This is a genomic window from Amycolatopsis sp. WAC 01376 (genome assembly GCF_003947415.1).
GTDB lineage: Bacteria > Actinomycetota > Actinomycetes > Mycobacteriales > Pseudonocardiaceae > Amycolatopsis.
Window position 1 is genome coordinate 897729 of the sequence record NZ_QHKL01000003.1, and the last position, 22307, is coordinate 920035.

Here is a 22307-nt window from a genome sequence, read left to right on the forward strand (position 1 = left end):
ATCAGGTTTTGACCACGCGAGCCTCAGCGGCTCAGATACCCGAGCCACCCGCCGTACCCGGTGATGTCCTCGGCACCCTCCACGGCCACCGGCTCGCAGACGAACCCGGACACCTCGCTCCCGTCGGCCAGCCGCACCTTCCCGATCGCCAGCGGCGCGGGAACGCCCGCCACGAACTCGCCGAAGCCGCTCAAAGGCAGGTCCCACACCTCGGCCTCGATCGGCTCGCCACCCGAGGCGACCCGGACCAGCCCGGGTTTGGGTGGCACGGTGTCCAGCGCGTAGAGCCGGTACTCGGCCGCGGTCGATCCGGAGAAAACGAACCGCCCGCCACGCGAGGTCAGTTCGTGGTTCAGCGGCTGCCCGCGCAGATGGGCGCCGACGACGGCGACGCGCGTCCGTCGCGGCACCAGCCGGGCGACGTCGGCGAGGATCCGGTCGGCGTACGCGGGGCCGACCAGCATCACCCCGAACGGCAGCCCGGAGACGGTTCCGGCTGGCACGGCGAGCGACGACAGGCCCAGCAGGTTCGTCGAGTTCGTGAACCGGCCAAGCCGGGCGTTCACGCCCAGTGGATCGGCCTCGACCTCGGCGATCGTCGGGTGTTCGGTCGTCGTGGGCAGCAGCAGGCAGTCCACAGTGGACAATACTGCCGACGCTGCACGCGAAAGGCCGTCGAGCGCGGCCAAGTCGGTGAACAACCGGTGTGCCGGGATGTCCTTCGCCGCACCGATGATCTGCCGCACGGCCGGATCGACGGCATCCGGGTGGGCGTCGATGAACTCGCCGACCGCGGAATAGCGCTCGGCCACGAAGGCGCCTTCGTACAGCAGACGCGCCGCGTCGAGAAACGCCGATATGTCGACAGTGACCAGCTCGGCTCCCGCGTCACGGAACTCGTGAGCCGCCGCGGAGAACGCGTCCGCCCACCCTTCCTGAAGAGGACCCGTCGCCTCCGGCACGCCGATCCGGAAAGGACGGTGGACCACCGGAAGATCCCGCGGCTCGCTGAGACACGCGAAGGCCGCCGAAGCCTCGTCGACCGACCGCGCGAACACCGTCACGCAGTCGATGCTCGCGCACGCGGGCACGACGCCGGTCGTCGGCAGCAGCCCCCGCGTCGGCTTCAGCCCGACGATCCCGTTGAACGCCGCCGGGACCCGCCCGGATCCGGCGGTGTCGGTGCCGAGCGCGAGATCCGCGATGCCGAGCGCCACCGCGACCGCCGACCCCGAACTCGACCCGCCCGACACGTACGCCGGGTCGATCGCGTTCCGGACCGCGCCGTGCGGACTGCGCGTGCCGACCAGCCCGGTCGCGAACTGATCCAGATTGGTCGTGCCGAGGATCAGCGCCCCGGCCGCCCGCAGCCGCGCCACCACCGGGGCGTCCTCGTCCGGCTGGTAGGCGTACTCCGGGCACGCTGCTGTCGTCGGCAGCCCGGCGACGTCGATGTTGCCTTTGACCGCGGCCAGTTTTCCGTACAGCGGCAAGGTTTCCCCCGCCGCACGACGGGCTTCCAGCTTTTCCGCGTCGGCGAGCACGTCCGCCTCGGGACGCAGGTCGATCCAGATCTCGGGCCGGTCGGCCCGCGCGATCCGGTGGTACGCGGCGCGCACCCGTTCCAGCACGCTCATCCCGCGCTCCTTCCCAGTACCACCAGCGGCGTGCCGGGGGCGACCTGATCGCCGGGGGAGACGAGCACCTCGACGACCTCCCCGGCGGCGGGCGCGGGGATCCGCGCTTCGGTCTTCATCGCTTCGAGGATCACCAGCGTCTCCGCCGGGTCGACCTTCTTGCCCGGGTCGACGTCCACCCGCCACACGGTCGCGGCGAACGGTGCCTCGACGACGTGTCCGCCGGGCGGGGCCTCGATCTTCGTGGTCGGGACCTTCGCTCCGACCGGCTCGGGACGAGGGTCGAATTCGCCCGCCGCCGCCCATGCCTGCCGCTCGGCCTCGAACGCCGCGCTCTGCTTCGCTCGGAACGAAGCGATGTCGGCGGCGTTGTCGGCGAGGAACCGTTCGTGGTCGGCCAGCGCGAACTCGCCGTCGGTGATGTCGAGTTCCAGTTCGCCCGCCGAACTCTGTGCCCGCAGGTCGAGTAGTTCCTCCGCGGTCACCGGGTACCACGAGATCCGGTCGAAGAACCGCAGCAGCCACGGCGAACCCGGCTCGAACGATCCGCGTTGCCGCCAGCCGCTCCACACTTGCACGGTCCGCCCGACGAACTGGTACCCGCCGGGGCCTTCCATCCCGTAGATGCACAGGTACGAGCCGCCGATGCCGACCGAGTTCTCCGCGGTCCAGGTGCGGGCCGGGTTGTACTTCGTGGTGACCAGCCGGTGCCGCGGATCCAGCGGAGTGGCCACCGGTGCGCCGAGATAGACGTCGCCGAGGCCGAGCACCAGGTACTCCGCGTCGAACACCGTGCGGTAGACGTCGTCCACACTGGACAGACCGTTCACCCGCCGGATGAACTCGATGTTCCACGGGCACCACGGCGCGTCGTCGCGGACGCCCGCCATGTACCGCTCGATCGCCTCGCGCGTCGCCGGGTCGTCCCAGGACAACGGCAGCCGCACGGTCCGGCTCGGCACCACGAGATCGGCGGTGCGCGGCAGATCGTGCTCCACCTCCTGCACGAGCCCGAGCAGTTTCGGTACCGGCAGCACGTCCGGATCGACGTGGACCTGCAGCGAGCGGATGCCCGGGGTCAAGTCAAGGACACCGCCGCCGCCCTCGAGCCCTTCTCTGGCCAGCCGATCGGCCAGGGCGTGGACCCGCATCCGCAGGGCAAGGTCGAGTTTCATCGGCCCGTACTCGATCAGCAGGTTGTCGTCGCCGCTGCGCCGGTAGGTGACCTCGGGGTTCTCGTCCGATGTGGACAGACGGCCGAGGATGCCGCCGTCGTCGATCGGTTTCCGGCTCGCCCTGACCGCGGTGTGGGGCGTATCCCGCAAGGAAGAGGCGTGCTCGGTGGTGATCGGCACGAACCGCACGGTGTCGCCCGGCCGCAACTGGCCGAGTTTCCAGCGCTGCCCGGTCACCACGGTCGCCGGGCAGACGAACCCGCCGAGGCTCGGCCCGTCCGGTCCCAGCAGGATCGGCAGGTCGCCGGTGTAGTCGACGGCACCGATCGCGTACGGCGTGTCGTGGATGTTCGACGGGTGCAAGCCCGCCTCGCCGCCGTCTTCCCGTGCCCAGCGTGGCCGGGGCCCGACGAGCCGGACCCCGGTCCGCGCGGAGTTGAAGTGGACCTCCCAGTCGGTGGCGTAGAACGTTTCGACGTCGTCCGGGGTGAAGAACTCCGGCGCGGCGTGTGGTCCCTCGGACGCGCCGATCTCCCAGTGCGTCGCGAAGACCGGCCGTTCGGCTTCGGGAACCGGACCGGTCACGGCCTTCTCCGGCTCCGGACCGGGGGAGAGGACGTCACCGGTCGCCAGCGCGCGCCCGCCGTGCCCGCCGAAGCCGCCCAGGGTGAACGTCGCCGCGCTGCCCAGGAAGTCCGGCGCGTCGATCCCGCCGCGGACGAGCACGTACGCGCGGAGCCCGGCGGTGCCGGTGCCGACGTCGAGCACGCCGCCCGCGGGGACCTCGACCGGAGTCCACTGTGGAACGGGCGAGCCGTCAAGGGCCACCGGCGACGGCGATCCCGTGACGCAAACGCTTGCGGCGTCGGTGAACTTCAGCGAGACACCGTCTACAGTGCATTCCAAGCCCGCCGCGCCTTCGGGATTGCCGAGCGCGCGGTTGCCAAGACGCAGCGACAGATCGTCCATCGGGCCGCTCGGCGGGACACCCACGTGCCAGAACCCCAGCCGTCCCGGCCAGTCCTGGACGGTGGTCATCGTGCCGCCCCGCAGGACCTCGATCCGCGGTTCGGGATCGGTGATCGTGTCGAGCGTCGCGGTGTCGTGCGTGACTTCGTGCAGCCGCTGATCGGCGGCGACCGCGCGCAACTGGCCGAGGTTCGTCCGGACGCCGTCCACCCGGCTCTCGCCGAGTGCGACGCTCAGCGCGGCCAGCGCCTCCTTCCGGTCCGCGCCGACGGTGATCACCTTGGCGAGCAAGGGGTCGTAATGCGTCGTCACGTTCGCCCCGGCCTCGACCCAGGTGTCGACCCGGACGTCTTCGGGGAAGTCGGCGCGGGTCAGCAGGCCCGCGCTCGGCCGGTGCCCGGCGGCCGGGTCCTCGGCGTAGACCCGCGCTTCGACCGCGTGCCCGCGCGGCGACGGCGTGGTGGCGAACATCCCGGTGTCGCCGTCGGCGAGCCGGAGCATCCACGCGACGAGGTCGATGCCGTACACCGCCTCGGTGACCGGGTGTTCGACCTGAAGCCGCGTGTTCACTTCCAGGAACGCGGCCACTTCCCGCCGCGGGTCGTAGATGAACTCGACCGTCCCTGCCGACCGGTAACGCACCGAGGCGCAGAGGTCGACGGCCGCGGAGACCAGTTTCTCCCGCGCCGCTTCGGAAAGTCCTGGCGCGGGGCACTCTTCGAGCACTTTCTGGTTGCGCCGCTGCAGGGTGCAGTCCCGCGTGCCGAGCGCCAGCACCTTGCCCGCGCCGTCACCGAACACCTGGACCTCGACGTGCCGCGCGTGGGTCACCAGCTGTTCGAGGAACACGCCCGAGGTCGAGAAGCTCTTGGCCGCGATGCTCTGCACCGCTTCCCAGGCGTCTCGCAGTTCGCCGGCGGACGCGCAGGCCCGCATGCCGATCCCGCCGCCACCGCCGGTGGCCTTGAGCATCACGGGATAGCCGATCTCGGCGGCCGCCGCTTCGGCGTCGGCAAGGGTATCCAGCAGCCCGGTGCCCGGCAGCAACGGGACCCCGGCTTCGACGGCCTTCTCCCGTGCGGTGTGCTTGCTGCCGAAGACTTCGAGATGATCCGCGGTGGGCCCGGCGAACCGGATCCCGGCCGCTTCCGCCGCCCTGGCGAAAGCGGCGTCTTCGGACAGGAAGCCGTAACCCGGGTGGATCGTGTCCGCCCCGGTCTTCAACGCGGCTTCGATGATGGCGTCGGCGAGGAGATAACTCTCCCTCGCCGGTGCCGGGCCGAGCCGGACGGCTTCGTCGGCGAGCCGTACGTGCGCGGCCGTACGGTCGGCGTCGGAATAGACGGCGACCGTCGGAATGCCCATCTCCCTGGCGGTCCGGAGGACCCGGACCGCGATTTCCCCCCGGTTGGCGACGAGCAGCTTCACCCGGCACCGCCGGTGACGATCATCCGGACCGGCGTCGGGTCGAAGCCGTTGCACGGATTGTTGATCTGCGGGCAGTTCGACACCAGGACCAGGACGTCGGTCTCGGCGCGCAGCTTGACCTCCATGCCGGGCGCCGAGATGCCGTCGACGATGCCGAGCGTGCCGTCCTGTTCGACCGGCACGTTCATGTACCAGTTGACGTTGCCGACCAGATCCCGTTTGCCGAGGCCCCATTTGGCGCCTTCGGTCAGGAAGTTCTCGACGCAGGCGTGCTGGTATCGCGTGTGCTGGCCGTAGCGGAGGCTGTTCGACTCCTTGCTGCAGGCGCCGCCGATCGTGTCGTGCCGCCCGCAGGTGTCCTCGACGACGGTCAGCAGCGGCGCACCCTCGCCGGTGCGCAGGACGCTGCCGGTGGTGAGGAAGATGGTGCGCTGTGCGGCGACCGTGGCGGCCGCGCTGTATCTCTTCGCCGTGTCTGCGGCGTCGTAGCAGAGGAAGTCGACGGCCTGGTTGCCGCCGAGATCGATGATCGCGAGCGTCTCGCCCTCGCGGAGCACGGTGGAATACGGCGCCCGCGCGGCGACCTCGGTGTCGGAGATGATCGTCATGCGAGGCCCCTTGCGGTGAGGTAGTCGGCGGTGTTCTCGAAGGCACGCTGAGCCTCGGGCGAGGCAGTCCATTCAGGACTGTCCGGAGTGGACGGCGCGGAGCGCTGGGCGAGGACGCGCAGTGGCGTGACCGTATAGTCCGGGCGCGGATCGAGCGGATGTGCCACGTTGGCGATCAGGACGACGACCGGGAGTTCCGTGCGCAGGACCACGGATTTGCCGGGCCCTGCCGAGCCGGTGAACGTCAGTCCGCCGTCGGCCTCCACGTGGACGCCCTGGAAGAAGGACAGGCTCGGCGGGAGATCACGCGGCGTGAGACCGTGTTTGGCCGCGGCGAGGGTGAACAGCGCGTTGCCCGACGGCGAAGCGCCTTGCGGGCTCCCGTCACCGTAGCGGTCGATGTTTCCGTCCACAGTGGACGTTCCGCAGAGGGCGTCGTGCTTGCCACTCTCGTCGGTGACGACGGTCGCGAGTACCCGTGCCTGATCCGAAAGCAGCGCGATCGCCTCGCCGAGATAGGCGTTCCACTGGACCTTCACCGTGTCCGCGACGTTCAGCCGCTCCCAGGGCTGGTCCGCGTTGAACAGCAGCAGATGCGCGCAGGCGTCCCCCTCGACGTCGGTCAGCCGCAGTTCGGTGCCGCGAGCGAGGACCTTGTGGGTGTAGCCGCCGCCGGCGACGGTCTCGGCCCAGACCAGCTTCGCCGGGTCGATTCCGGGCGGCGGGTCCGGCCAGGTGGACGCGGGGATGGCGGGCATCGCTTCGGTCACCGTGCCCGCCTGGGCGCGGGCGTGGTCGCGAGCGCCGTACGTGGTCGATGTCGTGCTCATGGAACCTTCCTTCAGGTCGCGGGGACGGGAACCGTGGTGAGCGCGGAGCGGCGGCGCCAGCAGAGATAGCCGGTGAGCAGCGCGGCGCCGACGAACTCGATCGGGAACAACACGACCCAGACGGAACCGGTGCCCGCCAGGTCGTAGATCTCGGCTCGTGGCCAAGCGATGTTGACGATCATCATCGCGCCGTACCCTACTGCCGCGATGTTGACCGGAATAGCCCATCGCCCCAGGGAGAAATGGCCGGGCTCGGCGGTGAAACGGCCTTGACGGCGCCGGAGCAGCAGCGGCCCGGTCACCAGGAGATAGGCGAGGTAGACCACGACCACCGAAGTGCCGGTGATCGTGCTGAAGACGGTCGGGTTCCCCAGATTCAGCAGCAGGAGCCCGATGGCGAGCGCCCCGGAAAGCACGGCGGGCGCGATCGGTGTGCCGGTGCGGGCGTTCACCGCGGAAAGCCGCCTGGCGCCGGGGAGCGCGCCGTCGCGGGCCATGGAGTAGATCAGCCGCACGGTGCCGGTCTGGATGGTCAGGGTGCAGACGACGACCGCGATCGCGACGTCGGCGAGGAAGACCCGGCCGAGAGTGTCGCCGAAGACGGCGGTGATCACATACGGCAGGCCCTTTCCTGCCAGTTGCCCGTCGGTCAGGCTCGGCGCCGCCATCAGCGCGGTGAGGACGACGGCGAGCCCGCCGACCCCGGAGATCAAGAGCGCGCGGAGCACGGCGCGCGGGGCGATGCGGCGTGCGTCCTTGGTCTCCTCGGCGACCGAGGCGGCGGTGTCGAAACCGTAGAGAACGTACGCGGCCATCAGCGCCGAAGCGAGAACGCCGCCGGCTCCCGGGCTTTCGCCCGCCGGCTGCGTCACGACCTGCGGGCCACGGACCGCGAACGACGCGAGACCGACGACCAGCACGAGGACGCCGACGAGTTCCGCCGCGACCCCGATGTCGTTGATCCGCGCCATGAGCCGTACGCCGCCCGCGTTGATCGCGGTGGTGACGACGATCAGCAGGGTGCCGAGCAGGACGGCGTTGCTGGCGCCGGTCGGCGAGGTGATCGCCGGATCCCCGCCGACGAGCTGGAAGCCGCTCCAGACCGACGGGAGGACCACCTGCAGCGCGATCGCGGCACCGGCGAGCGCGACGACGCAGCCGACCAGCATCATCCAGCCGGCGAGCCAGCCCCCGAATCCGGGGGAGAGCTGTTTCGCCCACTGGTAAACCGATCCGGCCAGCGGGAATCGGGCGGCGAGTTCGGCGAAGTTGAGCGCGACGAGCAATTGCCCGGCGATGACCAGTGGCCATGTCCAGAAGAAGAGCGTGTCGCCGAAGGAATAGCCGAAGGCGAACAGCTGGAACACCGTGGTCAGGATGGAAACGAAGGAGAAACCGGCGGCGAAGGCGGAGAAACCGCCGAGTGTCCGGCGAAGTTCTTGGCGGTACCCGAAGGCGGAAAGGTCTTCGGAAGGCATTTGCGGAGGCTCCTGTCTCAAGGGCCGGATTTCGATCGGCTGACCGAAATTAAGCGCGTGCGGGATCCTTCCGATCTCCGCCGGGTAAGCGCGGTGTTAACAGATACCGGATTGGGTAACCTGGGCCGACCACCGGACGTAACAAAGATCTTCGCGAAGAAATGGCAGGATCGGATAGATGACGAAAACGACCGGGGTGGGAAGGCCGAGAGCCAGCGGCGCCGCGGCGAGCAAGCGGGAAGCGCGGCACGCCGTACTGGACGCGGCGGGGGAGCTGTTCACCGGCGCCGGGTACGCGGCGACGACCACCCGAGCCATCGCCGAACGCGCCGGTCTGCGCCAGGCGTCCCTCTACTACCACTTTCCGTCCAAAGAGGACATTCTCGCGGCGCTGCTGGAGGACACCGTCCGGCCGTCACTGGACGTCGCGGGCGGGCTTTCGGCGCAGCTCGCGCCGGTCGGCGCGCGGCTGTGGGCGCTGGCGTACGCGGACATCCATCTGCTCGGCAGCGCGCGGCACAACCTCGGCGCCCTGTACCTGCTGCCGGAGATCTCGTCGCCGAGGCTGGGGCGATTCCGCGCCGAACGGGCGGAACTCAAACGCGTCTACGGCTCGCTCGTCGCGGCGGCAGGCGTACCCGGTGACCTCGTCGGCATCCGGACCGACCTCGTGTTCGGGCTCGTCGAGAGCATCGCGATCGTCCGGCGTGACCAGCCGGACCTGGACGTCGAAGCGCACGCCGTCGAAGGGGCCGACAGCGTGCTGAGGCTCGCCGGTATCGGGGAACCGGACGCGGGGCTGCGTGCCTCCGCCCGGATGCTGCTGGAGGACTGAAGGGGATTTCCCCGCATGCGATGCAGGGCCCCGGCAAAGTCGAGATCTTGCAGGTCAGGCGACTATTGCTGCACTGTCGCGGGGCTGCATGTGCCGCTATGTGCGGTTCCGCGAGGGGGCGTGAGTGGCAATGAGGGTTAGAACGACAAAAATCACTCACGACCCCCTCGCGAAACCGTGCAAGTCGCCTAAATCGGGCACGCCTGTCTCGTAAAGTGTCCCTTGTGGACAGTCAAGGGCCAGGTGAGGCTCCTTGCGGGAGCCCGCTCCTGCCGCGTCCACCCGCGACACGTTCGCCTTGTCCGGCTCTAGCGGCGGAGCCGACCAGCGGTTATGTGACTTTGCGGGTCCCCGCATGCGATGAGACGAAAGCGTCCTTCAGCTCCGAGGTCAGGCGGCGGCGGTGGCGTGCAGTGCCTTGCTCAGCGCCGCCACGGTCAGCTCGACCTGCCACGGCCGGGCACCGCCGTCGCGGAGCACCTGGGCGACGGCGTCTTCGCTCAGGTCCGCGGGCGGACGCCAGCAGGTGCGGCGCACCAGTTCCGGCAGCAGCAGGTTCTCCACCGGCAGCCGCCGGTCCTCCGCGATCGCGGCCAGCGCCGCGCGGGCGGCGATGAGCCGGGCGGCGGCGTCGGGATCCTTGTCCGACCACCGGTTCACCGGCGGCGGGCCGTCGGTCTGCTGCGCGGGGGTCGGCAGCTCGTCGGCGGGGAGCGCGCGGGCGGCCTGCAGATGCCGCAGCCAGCTCGCGGTGTACTTGCGCTGGACCCGGCCGCTGAACACCGGCAGCGCCTGCAACTGCTCGACGGTCTTCGGGTCCGCGGTGACGGCGTTGATGATGGCGGTGTCGGGCAGGATCCGGCTCGGCGCGCGGTCGCGTTTGCGGGCGAGCTCGTCCCGCGCCTGCCATAGTTCGCGTACGGCGGCGAGACCGCGGGCGCTCCGGATCTTGTGCACCCCGGAGGTCCGGCGCCACGGCTCGGCCCGAGGGGCGGGCGGCGGCGCGGTGCGGACGGCCTCGAACTCCTGCTGGGCCCATTCGAGCTTGCCCTGGGCGGCCAGGTCGGCCTCGAGCTTCTCGCGCAGCTCGATGAGCAGCTCGACGTCGAGGGCGGCGTAGTTCAGCCAGTCGACGGGAAGCGGGCGCTTCGACCAGTCGGCGGCGCTGTGACCCTTCTCCAGCTGGTAGCCGAGAAGGAGTTCGACGAGGGTGCCGAGGGCGACCCGTTCGTACCCGGCGAGCCGTCCGGCGAGTTCGGTGTCGAACAGGCTCTTCGGGTGCAGGTCGAGTTCGGCGAGGCACGGCAGGTCCTGAGAGGCCGCGTGCAGCACCCATTCGGCGTTGTTGAGCACTTCCGCGAGGGGTTCGAGCTGCCCTTCGAGCGGAATGGGGTCGATGAGGAAGGAGCCGGCACCTTCGCGGCGCAGCTGCACGAGATAGGCCTTCGGCCAGTATCGGTAGCCGGACGCGCGTTCGGTGTCCACGGCGATGGCCCCGCTGCCGCCCGCGATCTTCGCGCAGGCTTCGGCGAGGGCTGTCGCGTCGGCGATCACCGGAGGAGTGCCCTCGGCGGGCTCACGCAGAAGAACCGGTCCACCGGTGTCATCGGTGCCGTTCTTCGGGTCCGTCTGCGGTTCTCCGGGTCGGTCGCCTTCCATAGGTGAAGACCCTACGGGACGAGCGGACCGCGCCTGGTCCGCCCGCCCCGCAGGGCTGTTCGCCTTTGTCAGCGGATCACGCCGGCACGCATGGCCAGCGCCACCATCTGAGCCCGGTCACCCGTGCCGAGCTTGCGCCCGATCCGGGAGAGGTGGGACTTCACGGTGAGAGCGGAGAGGCTGAGTTCCTCGCCGATCTCCTTGTTGCTCTGGCCGTCGGCCACGAGCTGCAGCACCTCGACCTCGCGCGCCGAAAGCTCGCGCGGGGTGTTGTCGGTGCCGGCGACTCGGGTGCCGGTGGCCAGGACCGGTGCGACGCTCGGGTCCGCGTAGACGCCGCCCTCGAGCACCCTGCGGACGCCGTCGGTCACTACGACCGGCGATGCCGACTTGAGCAGGTATGCCTGGGCGCCGGCTTGGAACGCCGACCTGACCGCGTACGGGTCGTCTGATGAAGCGAGCACCACTACTCGAGGCCAGCCGTTGCTACGGAGTTCCGTAACCAGCTCGATGCCGCTGCCATCCGGCAGTCCGAGATCGAGGATCGCCAGATCACAAGGCCCTGTGGCCTGTGCTCGCGCCCTCGCCTCGGCCACCGTGGCGGCCTCGTGGACGGTGCCCGCACCCATCTGTGCGAGTCTTGCTGAGATTGCCTCCCTCAACAATGGGTGGTCATCGACCACCAACACGGAAAAAAGCTCTTCCCGCGGGTGCGGAACCATGCTCGCCGGCAATGAACCGGCTGGCGTGGATCGGACGGCCTGAGAAATGCCGACGGTAGCCACGTCACTACCTCCCTGGAGTCGGTCGTGCCCCCCGACCGGCACCGGGACTTTCGGCCGTTTAGCCGCGCCAGCTTTAGACCGAAAGTGGTGTCGTCGATGGCACTGTAGCCGCCCTGAGGCCTTCACGGGGGGATCGAATGGGTATCTATCTCAAACCAGTGGTCACTCAGGGAGTTCGTAGTAACACGATCGGGCTAGTACACAGCCGGTGGCTAACACATCGCCGAACGAACACGATGCACTGGGGATACCGGGGCCCAACCGACTGTGCAGATGAGCCGTGCACCTGCCGGTGCCTCTGCCCGGGACGCTCGGAGAGCGGTGCGCCGGGACCCGGAAAGCGGCCCCGGCATGGGGCTTGATCAACTTCGCGGAGAGTCATGATCGCTCCGCTCAGTGACTGTGGTGGTAACGCTCCGGAAGGGTCTCGGGGTGTCCGCGGGGCCGGTTCGGGCTCACTTGATCTTGTTGCGCACGGTGACTGCCGGGTTAGCACGAACGGGGTGGTTCAGACCTCTGTTCGACCGGCTCCGCGCTGGTCGGGGCTGGTCTAGTCCGGATGGCCGCGTGGGGCCTCTCGACGGCGTACGGGCGCTCTCGGGGGCTCGCGGATGGAGTAAGTGAAGACGCCTTCGGCCGCTTCGCGCCGCCTCTGCGAGCGTCGCGGCTGTCCGTGAGGGCCTCCTTCCCTACCTTGAGTGTAGGGAAGGAGGCCTTCACGGATCCGCCGGCGATAGCAAGGGACCTTTAGTATCGCTAGCTTTCCTAGCGGCGCTAGATGGCCGGAACTCGCAAAATAACCCAAATGCTATGTCTCGATTGCTGGGATTCGGCGTGTCGGGACCGCTGTCGGGTCCGTGAAGGCCTCCTTGAGGGACCCAGAGTCCCTCAAGGAGGCCTTCACGGACCTTGCGGAGCTTTCGGAGAAGGCTGGCGCCGGTCAGGAGGACTGGCGCTGCTCGAAGAGGGTCACGCCCACCGGCGGCAGCCCGACGACGCTCGCCATCACCTGGCAGAAGGCCTGCCCGTGCGACCGAAGCGCCGCGTCCGTCGGCGTCCAGGACGCCCGCAGTTCCAGATCGTCGGTGCGCGAGGGCCCGGAGATGTCGCCGAAGCGAGCCGAGGAAGTCTCGGTGACCGTGCCGCCCAGTGCCGTCCAGTCCGCGCCCGAGCTCTCCAACGCGTCGGTCAGCCACGACCAGCCCACGGCCGGAAGGAAGGGATCGGTCGCCAGTTCGCGGTCGAGTTCCGCGCGGACGTACATGACCAGCCGCAGGACCCCGTCCCAGCCTTCCTGGCCGTCCGGGTCGTGCAGCAGTACCAGCCGTCCGGACGCCAGCACGTCCGCCGGTCCTTCCACCTCACAGCTCACCGCGTAGGACCACGGCGCCAGCCGCTGCGGCGGGCGCATCGTCTCCAGCTGCACTTCGGGGCGGGGCCGGACCGATTGCAACGCCGCGACGGCTTCACGGAAGAGATCGGGTACTGATGTCATCGCGGTCACCAACCGACTGTAGGACGGGATAGTCCGGTTCGGGGCGCAGGCGCGCCGAGAGTAAGGCCCCTGAGCGCCCATGGCACCATGAACCGTGATGTCTCCTTCAGCTGCTTCTCCCGCGCAGACCGTTCCGGCGGCCCGTCGCGCCCTGCCCGGTGCGCCGTTCCTGGCCGCCGCGCGCGGCGAACGCCCGGCCCACACCCCCGTGTGGTTCATGCGCCAGGCGGGCCGGTCGCTGCCCGAGTACCGGGCGCTGCGCGAGGGCACCTCGATGTTCGAAGCCTGCTTCGACCCCGAGATGCTCGCCGAGATCACGCTCCAGCCGATCCGCCGTCACGGCGTCGACGCGGCCATTCTCTTCAGTGACATCGTCGTCCCGCTCAAGGCGGCGGGCCTCGACATCGACATCGTCGCGGGCACCGGACCGGTGGTCGCCGAGCCGATCCGCGACGCCGCGGGCGTGCGCGCGCTGCCGGTGCTGGACCCCGAGCAGGTGGAGCGGGTCGCCGAGGGGGTCCGGCTGCTGGTCGGGTCGCTGGGCGAGACGCCGCTGATCGGGTTCGCGGGCGCGCCGTTCACCCTGGCGTCGTACCTCATCGAGGGCGGCCCGAGCCGTAACCACGAGCACACCAAGGCACTCATGCACTCCGACCCGGAGCTGTGGCACGAGCTGGCCGGTCGTCTCGCGGACATGGCGATCACCTTCCTCTCCGCGCAGTTGGACGCCGGGGCCGACGCGATCCAGCTGTTCGACTCGTGGGCGGGCGCGCTGTCGGAGCGGGACTACCGCGAGTTCGTCCTGCCGCATTCGGCGAAGGTGCTGTCCGCGGTCGCGAGCTACGGCGTGCCCCGGATCCACTTCGGCGTCGGCACCGGCGAGCTGCTGGTGGCCATGCGCGATGCGGGCGCCGACGTGGTCGGCGTCGACTGGCGCATCCCGCTCGACGAAGCCGTCCGGCGGCTCGGCGGCGGTGTCGTCCAGGGCAACCTCGACCCGGCGCTGCTGCACGCGTCCTGGCCGGTGCTCGAAGCGGAGGTCCGGCGCATCCACGCCGAGGGCCGCGCGGCCGACGGCCATATCTTCAACCTCGGCCACGGCGCGCTGCCCGGCGTCGACCCGGACGTTCTGACGCGCGTGGTCGGGCTGGTGCACGAGCTCCAGCCGTGAAGCCCGTGCGCACCATCGCCGTCATCGGTGGCGGTATCTCGGGACTGACCGCGGCGTACCGGCTGCGGACGCTGCTCGGTGAAGACGCCCGGATCGTCGTTTTCGAAGCTACAGAGTCCCTCGGCGGAAAGCTCCGCACGGTCGAACTCGCCGGTGAACGTTACGACGTCGGCGCGGAGGCCTTCCTCGCCCGCCGTCCCGAGGCGCTCGCTTTGGTCCGCGAGGTCGGGCTGGGCGAAAGCCTCGTCCACCCCACCAAGGCCCGCGCCAAGATCCACGCCGGCGGATCCGTGCTCGGCCTGCCGCCGGGCACGGTCATGGGCGTTCCGGCCTCGGCCGACGCGGTCGCGGGGGTGCTGTCGGAGAAGGGGCGCGCCCTGGTCGAGGCCGAAGCCTCGCTGTCTCCGCTGGAACTGCCCGCCGGTGACCTGCCGCTCGGCCCGCTGCTGCGTGAGCGGTTCGGCGACGAACTCGTGGACCGGCTCGTCGACCCGCTGCTCGGCGGGGTCTACGCCGGGGGAGCGGACGGCCTCGGGCTGCGCGCGACGATGCCCGGTCTCGCGTCCGCGATCGAACGCGGTGCGCGCTCGCTCACCGAAGGCGCCGCGTCGCTCATGCCCGCTTCGCCGAGTACGGCGCCGGTTTTCGGCACCCTGCTGGGCGGCCTCGGAACGCTGATCGCGCGGCTCGCGGAGCTGTCTCGCGCCGAGATCCGGACCGGGACCACCGTGACGGCACTCGAACGCACCGCCGTCGGCTGGAAGGTCGACGACCTCGACGCCGACTCCGTTCTTCTCGCCGTCCCGGCACCTTCGGCCCGGCGGCTGCTCGACGGTGTCGCGGGAGTGGCCTCGTCGGTGTTCGCCAAGGTCGAACTCGCGTCTATGGCGGTGATCGCGCTCGCGCTTCCGCCGGGCACTGTGCTGCCGGAGTCGTCCGGGGTGCTGATCGGCGCCGGGGAGCGGGACGCTGCCGGGAAGCCGTTCGCCGCCAAAGCGTTCACCTTCTCCTCCCGCAAGTGGGCGCAGTACGGCGAAGGCCCGGTGCTGGTGCGTGGCTCGGTCGGCCGCTTCGGCGAACCGGGCGCGCTGCACGCCGACGACGACGAACTCGTCCGCGTGGTCCGCGACGACCTGGCCCGGCTGACCGGTGTCACCGCCGAACCGATCGACACCCTGGTGACCCGATGGGGCGGCGGGCTCCCGCAGTACGGCACCGGGCACCTCGTCCGCGTCGAGCGGATCGAACGCGCCGTCGCGGACGTCCCGGGGCTCGCCGTGGCGGGCGCGACGCTGCACGGCGTCGGGCTCCCGGCGTGTATCGCCACCGCCGACGCGGCCGCGCGCCGCATCGCCGGGATCACACCGACCCACGAGGGCTCCTGAGCACCGGCAGTGCCAAGATGGCGGTATGGCGCGGCTGAACTACAACGAGCTCAATGACACCATCCGCTACACCGCCTGGTCGGTCTTCCGGGCCGAGCAGGGCAAGCTCGGCGAAGACCGCGCGAAGGCGACCGCGGAGACCACCGAGTACCTCGACGCGCTGGAGGCCAAGGGCGTCATCGTCCGCGGTGTCTACGACCTCTCGGGGCTGCGTGCCGACGCCGACTACATGATCTGGTGGCACGCCGAGGAGATCGAGCAGGTCCAGGCGGCGTACAGCGGTTTCCGGCACACCCCGCTCGGCCGCGCGTCGGCGCCGGTGTGGAGCCAGGTCGCGCTGCACCGCCCGGCCGAGTTCAACAAGAGCCACATCCCGGCGTTCCTCGCCGGTGAAGAGGCCCGCAAGTTCATCTGCGTCTACCCGTTCGTCCGCTCCTACGAGTGGTACCTGCTGCCGGACGACGAGCGCCGCAAGATGCTCGCCGACCACGGCAAGGAGGCCCGCGACTACCCGGACGTCCGCGCCAACACGGTCGCGTCGTTCGCGCTGGGCGACTACGAGTGGATCCTGGCCTTCGAGGCCGACGAACTGCACCGCATCGTCGACCTGATGCGTCATCTGCGCGGCACCGAGGCGCGCCTCCACGTGCGCGAGGAGATCCCGTTCTACACCGGGACCAAGGTGGAACCGGCCGAGCTGATCGCGCTCCTGCCCTAGTGAAGGCCTCCGTGGACACCCGCGTCTGGACCACGCTCACCGGCGACGCCCTCGCCGAAGACGCCGTGGAGATCACCGGCCCGGAGTCGGTGCTGCCGGGGACCTTCCGGGTCGAGGAGGCGGCGACCACGAGTATCGCCGCCGCGACACTGGCCGCCGGTGAACTGTTGCGGCTGCGGGGAATCGAGCCGGGCAAGGTCTCGGTCGACACCCGGCACGCCGCGGCGTCGTTCCACAGCGAGCAGTACATCCGGGTCGACGGGGAACCGGTGCCGTTCAGCGCGCCGCTGTCCGGCGACTACCGCGCGAACGACGGCTGGGTGCGGCTGCACTGCAACTACCCGCGGCACGTCTCCGCCGTGTGCTGGGGCCTGGGCGTGCCCGCGACCCGCGCGGCGTTCGAAAAGGTCGTCGCGGCCAAGTCGAAGTACGAGGTCGAGTCGGCGGTCATCGGCGCCGGCGGTGCCGCCGCCGTGCTGCGTTCCCGCGAGGAGTGGCTGGCGCACAAGCAAGGGCAGGCGGCAGGCGCACTGCCGGTCGCCGAGATCCGGTCGCTCGGGCCGTCGGAACCCGTGCGGCTGTTCGAGTCCGACCGGCCGCTGGGCGGGGTGCGGATCCTGGACCTGACCCACGTCATCGCCGGACCGGTCGCGGGCCGCGTGCTCGCCGCGCACGGCGCCACCGTCATGCACATCGGGTCGGATCGGCTGCCGACCGTGCCGCCGCTGGCCGTCGACACCGGGATGGGCAAGCTCTCGGCGTACGTCGACCTGGAGACCGAAGCCGGGCGCTCGCGGCTGCGCAAGCTGATCGCTCGCGCCGACGTCGTGCTACAGGGTTTCCGGCCGGGATCGTTGGTGGCCAAGGGTTTCTCGCCGGAAGCGATCGCGGAGCTCCGGCCGGGGATCGTGGTCGCGGACCTGTCCGCCTACGGCTGGGAAGGGCCGTGGGCGCGCAGGCGCGGGTTCGACAGCCTGGTGCAGATGGTGTCGGGGATCGCCGACGAGGGCGGCAAGACCGCCGGGCTCGACGGCCCGGGACCGCTTCCGGTGCAAGCACTCGACCACGCGACCGGCTGGCTCACCGCGGCGGCGATCATGACCGCGCTCCGCCGGGCGGCCACCGAGGGCGGCACCCAGCACGTCCGTACCTCGCTCGCCGGGACCGGGGAGTGGCTGAACTCCTTGGGACGCAAGGAATCCGGGCCCACCGGTTTCGACGGCAGTGAATGGACCGAAGAGGTCGACGGTCAGCTCGGCCGGGTCACCCGGGTCAAGATGGCCGGTACGCTGCCCGGCTCGAATCCACAGTGGACGGAAGCGACGCACGTGCCCGGGAGCGACCGCCCGGTCTGGTGAAATCCGCATTCAGAGGACTAAACGCGGCGTAGCAGGCGCGCGAGCCGGCCCCGGGGCTTCGGGACCTCACCGCGTTCCACGAGCCACGCGCCGAAGGCGTCCGCGTAGGCCCGCGCGCGGATCGCGTCGGTCTTCGGGCTGCTCGTCGCGTACTCGCGGAAGAGTGCGCCGAACCGGTCTCCGAGTGCCTCGGCGAGGTCCGGGCGAAGGTAGGCGACCAGCCTGCTTTGCTTGTTCCGCAGGACGTTCGCCTCGATGCGGAGCCTGTCCGCGTCGAAGCCCGCCGGAGCGTCGCCCCCGGCGAGCAACGCCTTGAGCAGCTCGGCCTGCTGTGCGGCGAGCCGCTCCCGGGGCGACGTCACGGTGAGACCGCTTCCCTGAGCGCGGCCAGTTCGGCCGCCAGTTCACTGTCGGGCGGGTAGTCGTCGTCGCGCTCCAGCAGGACACCCGGCGGCTCGGTGCGCCGCCGCAGTTCGCGCAGCAGGTCCAGCACCTCCGGGACCACCGGATGGGCGTGCGTGTCGTGGTAGACGCCGTCGCGTTCGACACCGCCCGCCATATGCGTATACGCCAGCCGCTCCCACGGGATCTCGTCGAGGAACTGTTCGGGATCGGTGCCGAGGTTACGGGCGTTGGCGTACAGGTTGGCGACGTCGATGATCAGCAGACACCCGGTCCGGTCGGTCAGCTCCCGCAGGAACTCCGCTTCGGTGAACTCCGCGTCCGGCCACTCCAGCACCGCCGCGATGTTCTCCAGCGCGAACGGGACGTCCACGATGGACTGCGTCAGTTTGACGTTGTCCACCAGGACATCGAGCGCTTCCCGGGTGCGGGGGAGCGGCATCAGATGCCCCGAGTCGAGGCCGCCCGCGCGCACGAAGCACACGTGGTCGCTGGCCATCGGCGCGCCGAGCTCGCGGGTGACCTCCGCGAGATGCTCGACGCGGGTGGTGTCCAGCGGTTCGGCACCGCCCAGCGACAGCGAGACCGCGTGCGGCAGGACCGGGATTCCCTTGTCGCGCAACGCGACGAGGGTCTCGGGCAGGTGACCGGCGTGCAGGTTTTCGGCGACGACCTCGACCCAGTCGACGCCGGGCAGCCGCGCGATCGACAGGTCCAGCTCGTGCCGCCAGCCGATGCCGATCCCGAGCCCGCCCGGCCCGTCAGCCACCACAGCCGCCGCCTCCGCAGGAACTCCCGCCGCCTCCGCCGCTGCTGCACGAGCTTCCACCGCCGCTGCTGCACGTGGAGCCGCCGCCGGACGAACCGCCACCGAAACCGCCGGAGACCGGAGGCGGGATCAAGGCCGCGCTCAGTTCCTCGTCGGGGTAGTAGGAGAGACCGCCGAACGCGACCGCCGCGGCGGCACCGCCCAGTACGGCACCGCCCATCATCGCGCCACCGCTCGCTCCGCCCACCGCGGTCGCGTTGGGGATCCCGCGCTTGCGCTCCCGCCCGTGGGCGGACCTGGCCCGGTGAAGGATCCGGTCGCCCTCGCCGGTCGGACGCGGACCCGACCGCTTGTTCTTGACCGCCCTGGCGACCAGCGTCGCGAATCCGGCCGCGATCAGCAGCGGGATCAGGAAACCGACGGGGTGGTCACCGGAGATCCCGGCGATCAGGCGCGCCACACCGAGGACGAGCACGGCGAGGTACAGGAAGAACACGACCTGGCGGATCCGCGGCGCCCGGTCCGCGACCACGAGTCCCCGGTCCTCGAGCCCCTTGGCGAGCGCCTGCATCGGCCCCGACATCCGCAGCCGGTCGCGAATGCCGCGGGTCGTCGAGTTGTACCCGGGCCGCGCGCCCTTGGCGACGGCCTTCTCGATCGGGTCGGCGGGTTCGGGACCCGTCAGCTGGAGCTTCTTCGAGCTGCTGACCCGCAACGTCCCGCGGTCGACCAGCGCCGCGATGGCCGTGTCGACCACCCGGTCCGGGCCGCCCGCGAGGTAGGCGAGTTCGTACACCGTCGGCTCCGGTCCGCTCACGGCGGCGCGCGGTGCCTTGCGGCCCAGCTTGACCGCGATCGTCCACAGGAGACCGGCGATCAGCGGGAACACCAGCAGTGCGCCATAGATCGCCAGGAAAGCGGGTCCGGGGATGCCCCAAGTGTCTTCCATCGCACGGGCCTTTCACGAGCAGGTGCACTTACCGTAGTCGGACGTTTTTCCGTCCGGTCGTGGTTCCGTGATTCGACCATCCGGGGTGGGCTTTCACGACGGCAGTTGGGCCGTCAGAAGCTGCCGGCAGTCCCATAGGACTCGGAGCCCGTCCCGTCGCCCCAGGCGAAGGTGCGAGAGTCCTTGCCCGGCCGACCGCTGTGGCGGCTCAGGATGCGGGCGAGTTCGCGATCGGGATAGGCGCCGAAGCCGCCGAGGGCCACCGCGCCCGCCGCACCGGAAACGAGGCTTTGATCCGTCTCCGCTTCGGCCAGCACCTCACGGCCCGCGGCGGTCGTCCTGCCTTCGTAATCGGTCCGGCCGAGCCGGAGGGCGACGATCAGCAGGGCCAGTGCGACGACGAGAAGCGTGATCAAGACCCAGCTGCCGGCAGTGGCGATCCACCGGACCGTCCCGATCCCCAGGAGAACGGCGTAGACGGCGGCGGTGATCCTCCACGTGAGCCGTCGTCGTCCTTCCGCGACGACCAGGCCGCTGCGGCCCAAATCAGCCCACAGTGCCCGCATCGCGGGCGCGCGGCTCATCCACGCCCGCAGCCAGTGGTCGGGGAACGACGACAGCGCACCGGAGAGCTCCAGCCCCAGCGGGTCGACCGGGACCAGCGGGGTGCGGTAGAGCCTGCCCGAACGGCCGAGCCGGGCCTGTTCGCGTTCGAGCATCGCGGCGACCACCGTGTCCGTGACCCGCGAGGTGCCGCCCGCCAACGCCGCCACATGCCGCACGCTCGGCAGCCTGCCGCCGTCGTGGAAGCCGCGCCGGAGCCAAAGCGCGTGCAGCCCCGCGATGGCGAAGGGGAGCGCGATGGCCAAGCCGTACAGCCACGCGAAATCCGGTCCCGAGATGCCCCAGGTTTCAGCCACCGCAACCACCTCCGCCACCGCCACCACTACTGCTACTGCACGAAGAACCGCCACCGCCGCACGAGGAACCGACGGCGTACGACGTGCCTCCGCCGCAGGTACTCGCCGAGCCGGCGAACACCCTGCTCCTCGTGCCGCCGGTCTTGATCAGCGTGACCGCGACGACCCGGTCGGGGAAGGCCCGCAACCCGTGGAGGGCCACCTTCCCGGCCGCGGAGCCGGCCAGAGCGCGGTCCCAATCGCCGTAACGGAGCGCCAGGCCGCCCGCGGTGGTCGCCCTGCCCGAGCGATCCGGCCATTGCCGCCACACAGCCAGGCCGATCGCGCAGGCCACACCGACGATCAGGCCGACGAGGACGCCGACCGGCCGCTTCAGCGGTACGGCGTTCACCAGCCTCGCGATCCCCAGCGCGAAGATGGCCACGTACGCGGCGATCGCGTACTGCCAGCCCTTTCGTCGGCGGTTCTCGTGGACCAGCAGGCCTCGCTGCTCCAGATCGGCGCGCAGCTCCCGGACGACCTCGTGCCGTGCCATCTTCGAGCGCAGCTCGCGCAGGCCGGTCCCGTGGCCGTGCACGAGCAGGACGATCGCGCGTTCGAACGGATCGGCCGGGACCGGTTTGACCGGGTGCAGGATGCCGCGGCCGTCGGGCCGCAGGAAGTGCCGTTCGAGCAGACCGGCGACGGCCGTGTCGGTGACCCGCTCGACACCGTCGGCCAGCGCGGCCAGGTGATAGAGGCCGGGCACCGTCCTGGCGCCGGTGTCACGACGCAGCCACAGTTCGTGCGCCACGGCGAGCGCGATCGGCAGTACGGCACAGACTCCGTACAGCCAGGCGAAAGCCGGTCCGGAGATTCCCCAAGGTTCGTTCATGACGACACCGCCCTCCCCGACGCTGTTCCTGTGCAACGGGAACGCGTCGAGAAGGGCGGTGGTTGGCTTCGTTCGGTTACGACTCGGAAACGAGCTTCAGCGAGATCGAGTTGATGCAGTACCGCTGGTCCGTCGGCGTGTCGTAGCCCTCGCCTTCGAAGACGTGCCCGAGGTGGCTGTGGCACGACTTGCACAGCACCTCGATCCGGCGCATCCCCATGGCGGTGTCCTCCCGGAGGAGGACGGCGTCGGTGTCGGCCGGATCGTAGAACGACGGCCAGCCGCAATGGCTCTCGAATTTCGTGTCACTGCGGAACAGTTCGGCGCCACACGCCCGGCACTGGTAGACACCGGTGGTCTCGGTGTCGGTGTACTCCCCGGTGAAGGGGCGCTCGGTGCCCGCCTTGCGAAGCACGGCGTACTCGTCGGGGCTGAGCTGCTCCCGCCATTCCTGCTCGGATTTGACCACGCGCGGCGTGGCTCCGACAACGGGTTTCATGCCTTTCACCGGTTCCACGTTACCCCGCGAGCCACGCGATGGCCCGGCCGATGATGTCCCATGCGGTGACCATCACGCCGAGCACGATGAGGACCACGACGAGTGCCGAAATCCACCAGCGCAGACCGCCGAGCCGGTTGCTGGAGTCGGCGAAATCGGAGACACCGTCGAGGCAGGCTTCCACGGTGAAGTTCGGGCCGCAGCGTTCGATGCGGTCCAGATGCTCGGCGAAGGCACGGGCTTCGGGATCGTACGGGTCGAGGCCTACCAGGTCCTCGTCGAAACGAGGATTCTGGCCAGGTCCGAAAGGTCCGCTATCGGCCATACCGGCAACAGTAAGCCACGATCGGCGATTGGCCTACC

At 70.2% G+C, this 22307-nt stretch carries 20 protein-coding genes; 5 read left to right on the plus strand and 15 right to left on the minus strand.

What is annotated here, in order from left to right; translation table 11 throughout:
• Positions 1–23: 23 nt before the first annotated feature.
• Genes atzF through DMH03_RS21060 form a run of 5 tightly spaced genes read right to left on the minus strand, consistent with a single transcriptional unit; the run spans position 24 to position 8125 of the window.
• Positions 24–1637, minus strand: a complete 1614-nt coding sequence (atzF, locus tag DMH03_RS21040; protein ID WP_125793675.1) for an allophanate hydrolase — start codon at positions 1635–1637, stop codon at positions 24–26.
• Positions 1634–5209, minus strand: coding sequence for an urea carboxylase (gene uca / locus DMH03_RS21045; protein WP_125793676.1), 3576 nt, complete (start codon positions 5207–5209; stop codon positions 1634–1636). Before uca ends, atzF begins: the two co-directional genes overlap by 4 nt.
• The gene (locus DMH03_RS21050; protein ID WP_125793677.1) at positions 5206–5817 is read right to left on the minus strand and encodes an urea amidolyase associated protein UAAP2; all 612 of its coding nucleotides are present in this window, start codon (positions 5815–5817) and stop codon (positions 5206–5208) included. Before DMH03_RS21050 ends, uca begins: the two co-directional genes overlap by 4 nt.
• Positions 5814–6647: an urea amidolyase associated protein UAAP1 gene (locus tag DMH03_RS21055; RefSeq protein WP_125793678.1), complete on the minus strand. Its 834-nt coding sequence runs from the start codon at positions 6645–6647 to the stop codon at positions 5814–5816. Before DMH03_RS21055 ends, DMH03_RS21050 begins: the two co-directional genes overlap by 4 nt.
• 11 nt (positions 6648–6658) lie before the next feature.
• Positions 6659–8125 carry an amino acid permease gene (locus DMH03_RS21060; RefSeq protein WP_125793679.1) on the minus strand — a complete coding sequence of 489 codons (1467 nt, stop codon included), beginning with the start codon at positions 8123–8125 and terminating at the stop codon, positions 6659–6661.
• A 178-nt stretch (positions 8126–8303) separates the two neighbouring features.
• Between DMH03_RS21060 and DMH03_RS21065 the strand changes: the two genes are divergently transcribed.
• The gene (locus DMH03_RS21065) at positions 8304–8960 is read left to right on the plus strand and encodes a TetR/AcrR family transcriptional regulator (RefSeq protein ID WP_125793680.1); all 657 of its coding nucleotides are present in this window, start codon (positions 8304–8306) and stop codon (positions 8958–8960) included.
• Positions 8961–9350: 390 nt separating this feature from the next.
• Here DMH03_RS21065 and DMH03_RS21070 read toward each other — a convergent pair whose 3' ends face one another.
• The 3 genes from DMH03_RS21070 to DMH03_RS21080 form a co-directional block, all read right to left on the minus strand.
• Complete coding sequence (locus DMH03_RS21070) at positions 9351–10619, minus strand: ribonuclease D (protein WP_125793681.1); 1269 nt, start codon at positions 10617–10619, stop codon at positions 9351–9353.
• Between the two features lie 68 nt (positions 10620–10687).
• Positions 10688–11404 carry a response regulator transcription factor gene (locus tag DMH03_RS21075; RefSeq protein ID WP_125793682.1) on the minus strand — a complete coding sequence of 239 codons (717 nt, stop codon included), beginning with the start codon at positions 11402–11404 and terminating at the stop codon, positions 10688–10690.
• A 940-nt stretch (positions 11405–12344) separates the two neighbouring features.
• The gene (locus tag DMH03_RS21080) at positions 12345–12908 is read right to left on the minus strand and encodes a DUF3000 domain-containing protein (RefSeq protein WP_199748953.1); all 564 of its coding nucleotides are present in this window, start codon (positions 12906–12908) and stop codon (positions 12345–12347) included.
• Positions 12909–12996: 88 nt separating this feature from the next.
• Between DMH03_RS21080 and hemE the strand changes: the two genes are divergently transcribed.
• From hemE to DMH03_RS21100, 4 genes are read left to right on the plus strand one after another with little or no spacing between them, the layout of a single operon-like run.
• Positions 12997–14070, plus strand: a complete 1074-nt coding sequence (gene hemE / locus DMH03_RS21085; protein ID WP_125793683.1) for a uroporphyrinogen decarboxylase — start codon at positions 12997–12999, stop codon at positions 14068–14070.
• Between the two features lie 5 nt (positions 14071–14075).
• On the plus strand, positions 14076–15455 hold the full coding sequence (gene hemG / locus DMH03_RS21090) for a protoporphyrinogen oxidase (protein WP_125794008.1): 1380 nt from the start codon (positions 14076–14078) through the stop codon (positions 15453–15455).
• Positions 15456–15480: 25 nt separating this feature from the next.
• Entirely contained in the window at positions 15481–16173 is a 693-nt protein-coding gene (hemQ, locus tag DMH03_RS21095; RefSeq protein WP_125793684.1) for a hydrogen peroxide-dependent heme synthase, read from the plus strand.
• An 11-nt stretch (positions 16174–16184) separates the two neighbouring features.
• Entirely contained in the window at positions 16185–17531 is a 1347-nt protein-coding gene (locus DMH03_RS21100) for a CoA transferase (RefSeq protein WP_125793685.1), read from the plus strand.
• A gap of 17 nt (positions 17532–17548) precedes the next feature.
• Here the strand turns inward: DMH03_RS21100 and DMH03_RS21105 are convergent, their stop codons facing one another.
• From DMH03_RS21105 to DMH03_RS21135, 7 genes are all read right to left on the minus strand, one after another.
• Positions 17549–17893, minus strand: coding sequence for a hypothetical protein (locus DMH03_RS21105; RefSeq protein WP_125793686.1), 345 nt, complete (start codon positions 17891–17893; stop codon positions 17549–17551).
• On the minus strand, positions 17890–18705 hold the full coding sequence (locus DMH03_RS21110; RefSeq protein ID WP_199748954.1) for a DUF692 domain-containing protein: 816 nt from the start codon (positions 18703–18705) through the stop codon (positions 17890–17892). The genes DMH03_RS21105 and DMH03_RS21110 overlap by 4 nt, the downstream gene beginning before the upstream one ends.
• Positions 18695–19651 (minus strand): TIGR04222 domain-containing membrane protein, encoded by a 957-nt coding sequence (locus tag DMH03_RS21115; protein WP_125793688.1) that lies wholly within the window; start codon positions 19649–19651, stop codon positions 18695–18697. Before DMH03_RS21115 ends, DMH03_RS21110 begins: the two co-directional genes overlap by 11 nt.
• Before the next feature lie 113 nt (positions 19652–19764).
• Positions 19765–20571 carry a TIGR04222 domain-containing membrane protein gene (locus DMH03_RS21120; protein ID WP_158633104.1) on the minus strand — a complete coding sequence of 269 codons (807 nt, stop codon included), beginning with the start codon at positions 20569–20571 and terminating at the stop codon, positions 19765–19767.
• Positions 20564–21445, minus strand: a complete 882-nt coding sequence (locus DMH03_RS21125) for a TIGR04222 domain-containing membrane protein (RefSeq protein WP_125793690.1) — start codon at positions 21443–21445, stop codon at positions 20564–20566. Before DMH03_RS21125 ends, DMH03_RS21120 begins: the two co-directional genes overlap by 8 nt.
• Before the next feature lie 76 nt (positions 21446–21521).
• Entirely contained in the window at positions 21522–21944 is a 423-nt protein-coding gene (msrB, locus tag DMH03_RS21130; protein ID WP_125793691.1) for a peptide-methionine (R)-S-oxide reductase MsrB, read from the minus strand.
• Positions 21945–21963: 19 nt separating this feature from the next.
• Entirely contained in the window at positions 21964–22269 is a 306-nt protein-coding gene (locus tag DMH03_RS21135; RefSeq protein WP_125780344.1) for a hypothetical protein, read from the minus strand.
• Between the last annotated feature and the right edge of the window lie 38 nt (positions 22270–22307).

Bases quoted from the DNA above. Each gene is read 5' to 3' on its own strand.
- DMH03_RS21135 (WP_125780344.1), bottom strand. From the start codon at position 22,269: ATGGCCGATAGCGGACCTTTCGGACCTGGCCAGAATCCTCGTTTCGAC.
- DMH03_RS21125 (WP_125793690.1), bottom strand. From the start codon at position 21,445: ATGAACGAACCTTGGGGAATCTCCGGACCGGCTTTCGCCTGGCTGTAC.
- atzF (WP_125793675.1), bottom strand. From the start codon at position 1,637: ATGAGCGTGCTGGAACGGGTGCGCGCCGCGTACCACCGGATCGCGCGG.
- DMH03_RS21055 (WP_125793678.1), bottom strand. From the start codon at position 6,647: ATGAGCACGACATCGACCACGTACGGCGCTCGCGACCACGCCCGCGCC.
- DMH03_RS21060 (WP_125793679.1), bottom strand. From the start codon at position 8,125: ATGCCTTCCGAAGACCTTTCCGCCTTCGGGTACCGCCAAGAACTTCGC.
- DMH03_RS21050 (WP_125793677.1), bottom strand. From the start codon at position 5,817: ATGACGATCATCTCCGACACCGAGGTCGCCGCGCGGGCGCCGTATTCC.
- hemQ (WP_125793684.1), top strand. From the start codon at position 15,481: ATGGCGCGGCTGAACTACAACGAGCTCAATGACACCATCCGCTACACC.
- DMH03_RS21065 (WP_125793680.1), top strand. From the start codon at position 8,304: ATGACGAAAACGACCGGGGTGGGAAGGCCGAGAGCCAGCGGCGCCGCG.
- hemE (WP_125793683.1), top strand. From the start codon at position 12,997: ATGTCTCCTTCAGCTGCTTCTCCCGCGCAGACCGTTCCGGCGGCCCGT.
- DMH03_RS21115 (WP_125793688.1), bottom strand. From the start codon at position 19,651: ATGGAAGACACTTGGGGCATCCCCGGACCCGCTTTCCTGGCGATCTAT.
- msrB (WP_125793691.1), bottom strand. From the start codon at position 21,944: ATGAAACCCGTTGTCGGAGCCACGCCGCGCGTGGTCAAATCCGAGCAG.
- DMH03_RS21070 (WP_125793681.1), bottom strand. From the start codon at position 10,619: ATGGAAGGCGACCGACCCGGAGAACCGCAGACGGACCCGAAGAACGGC.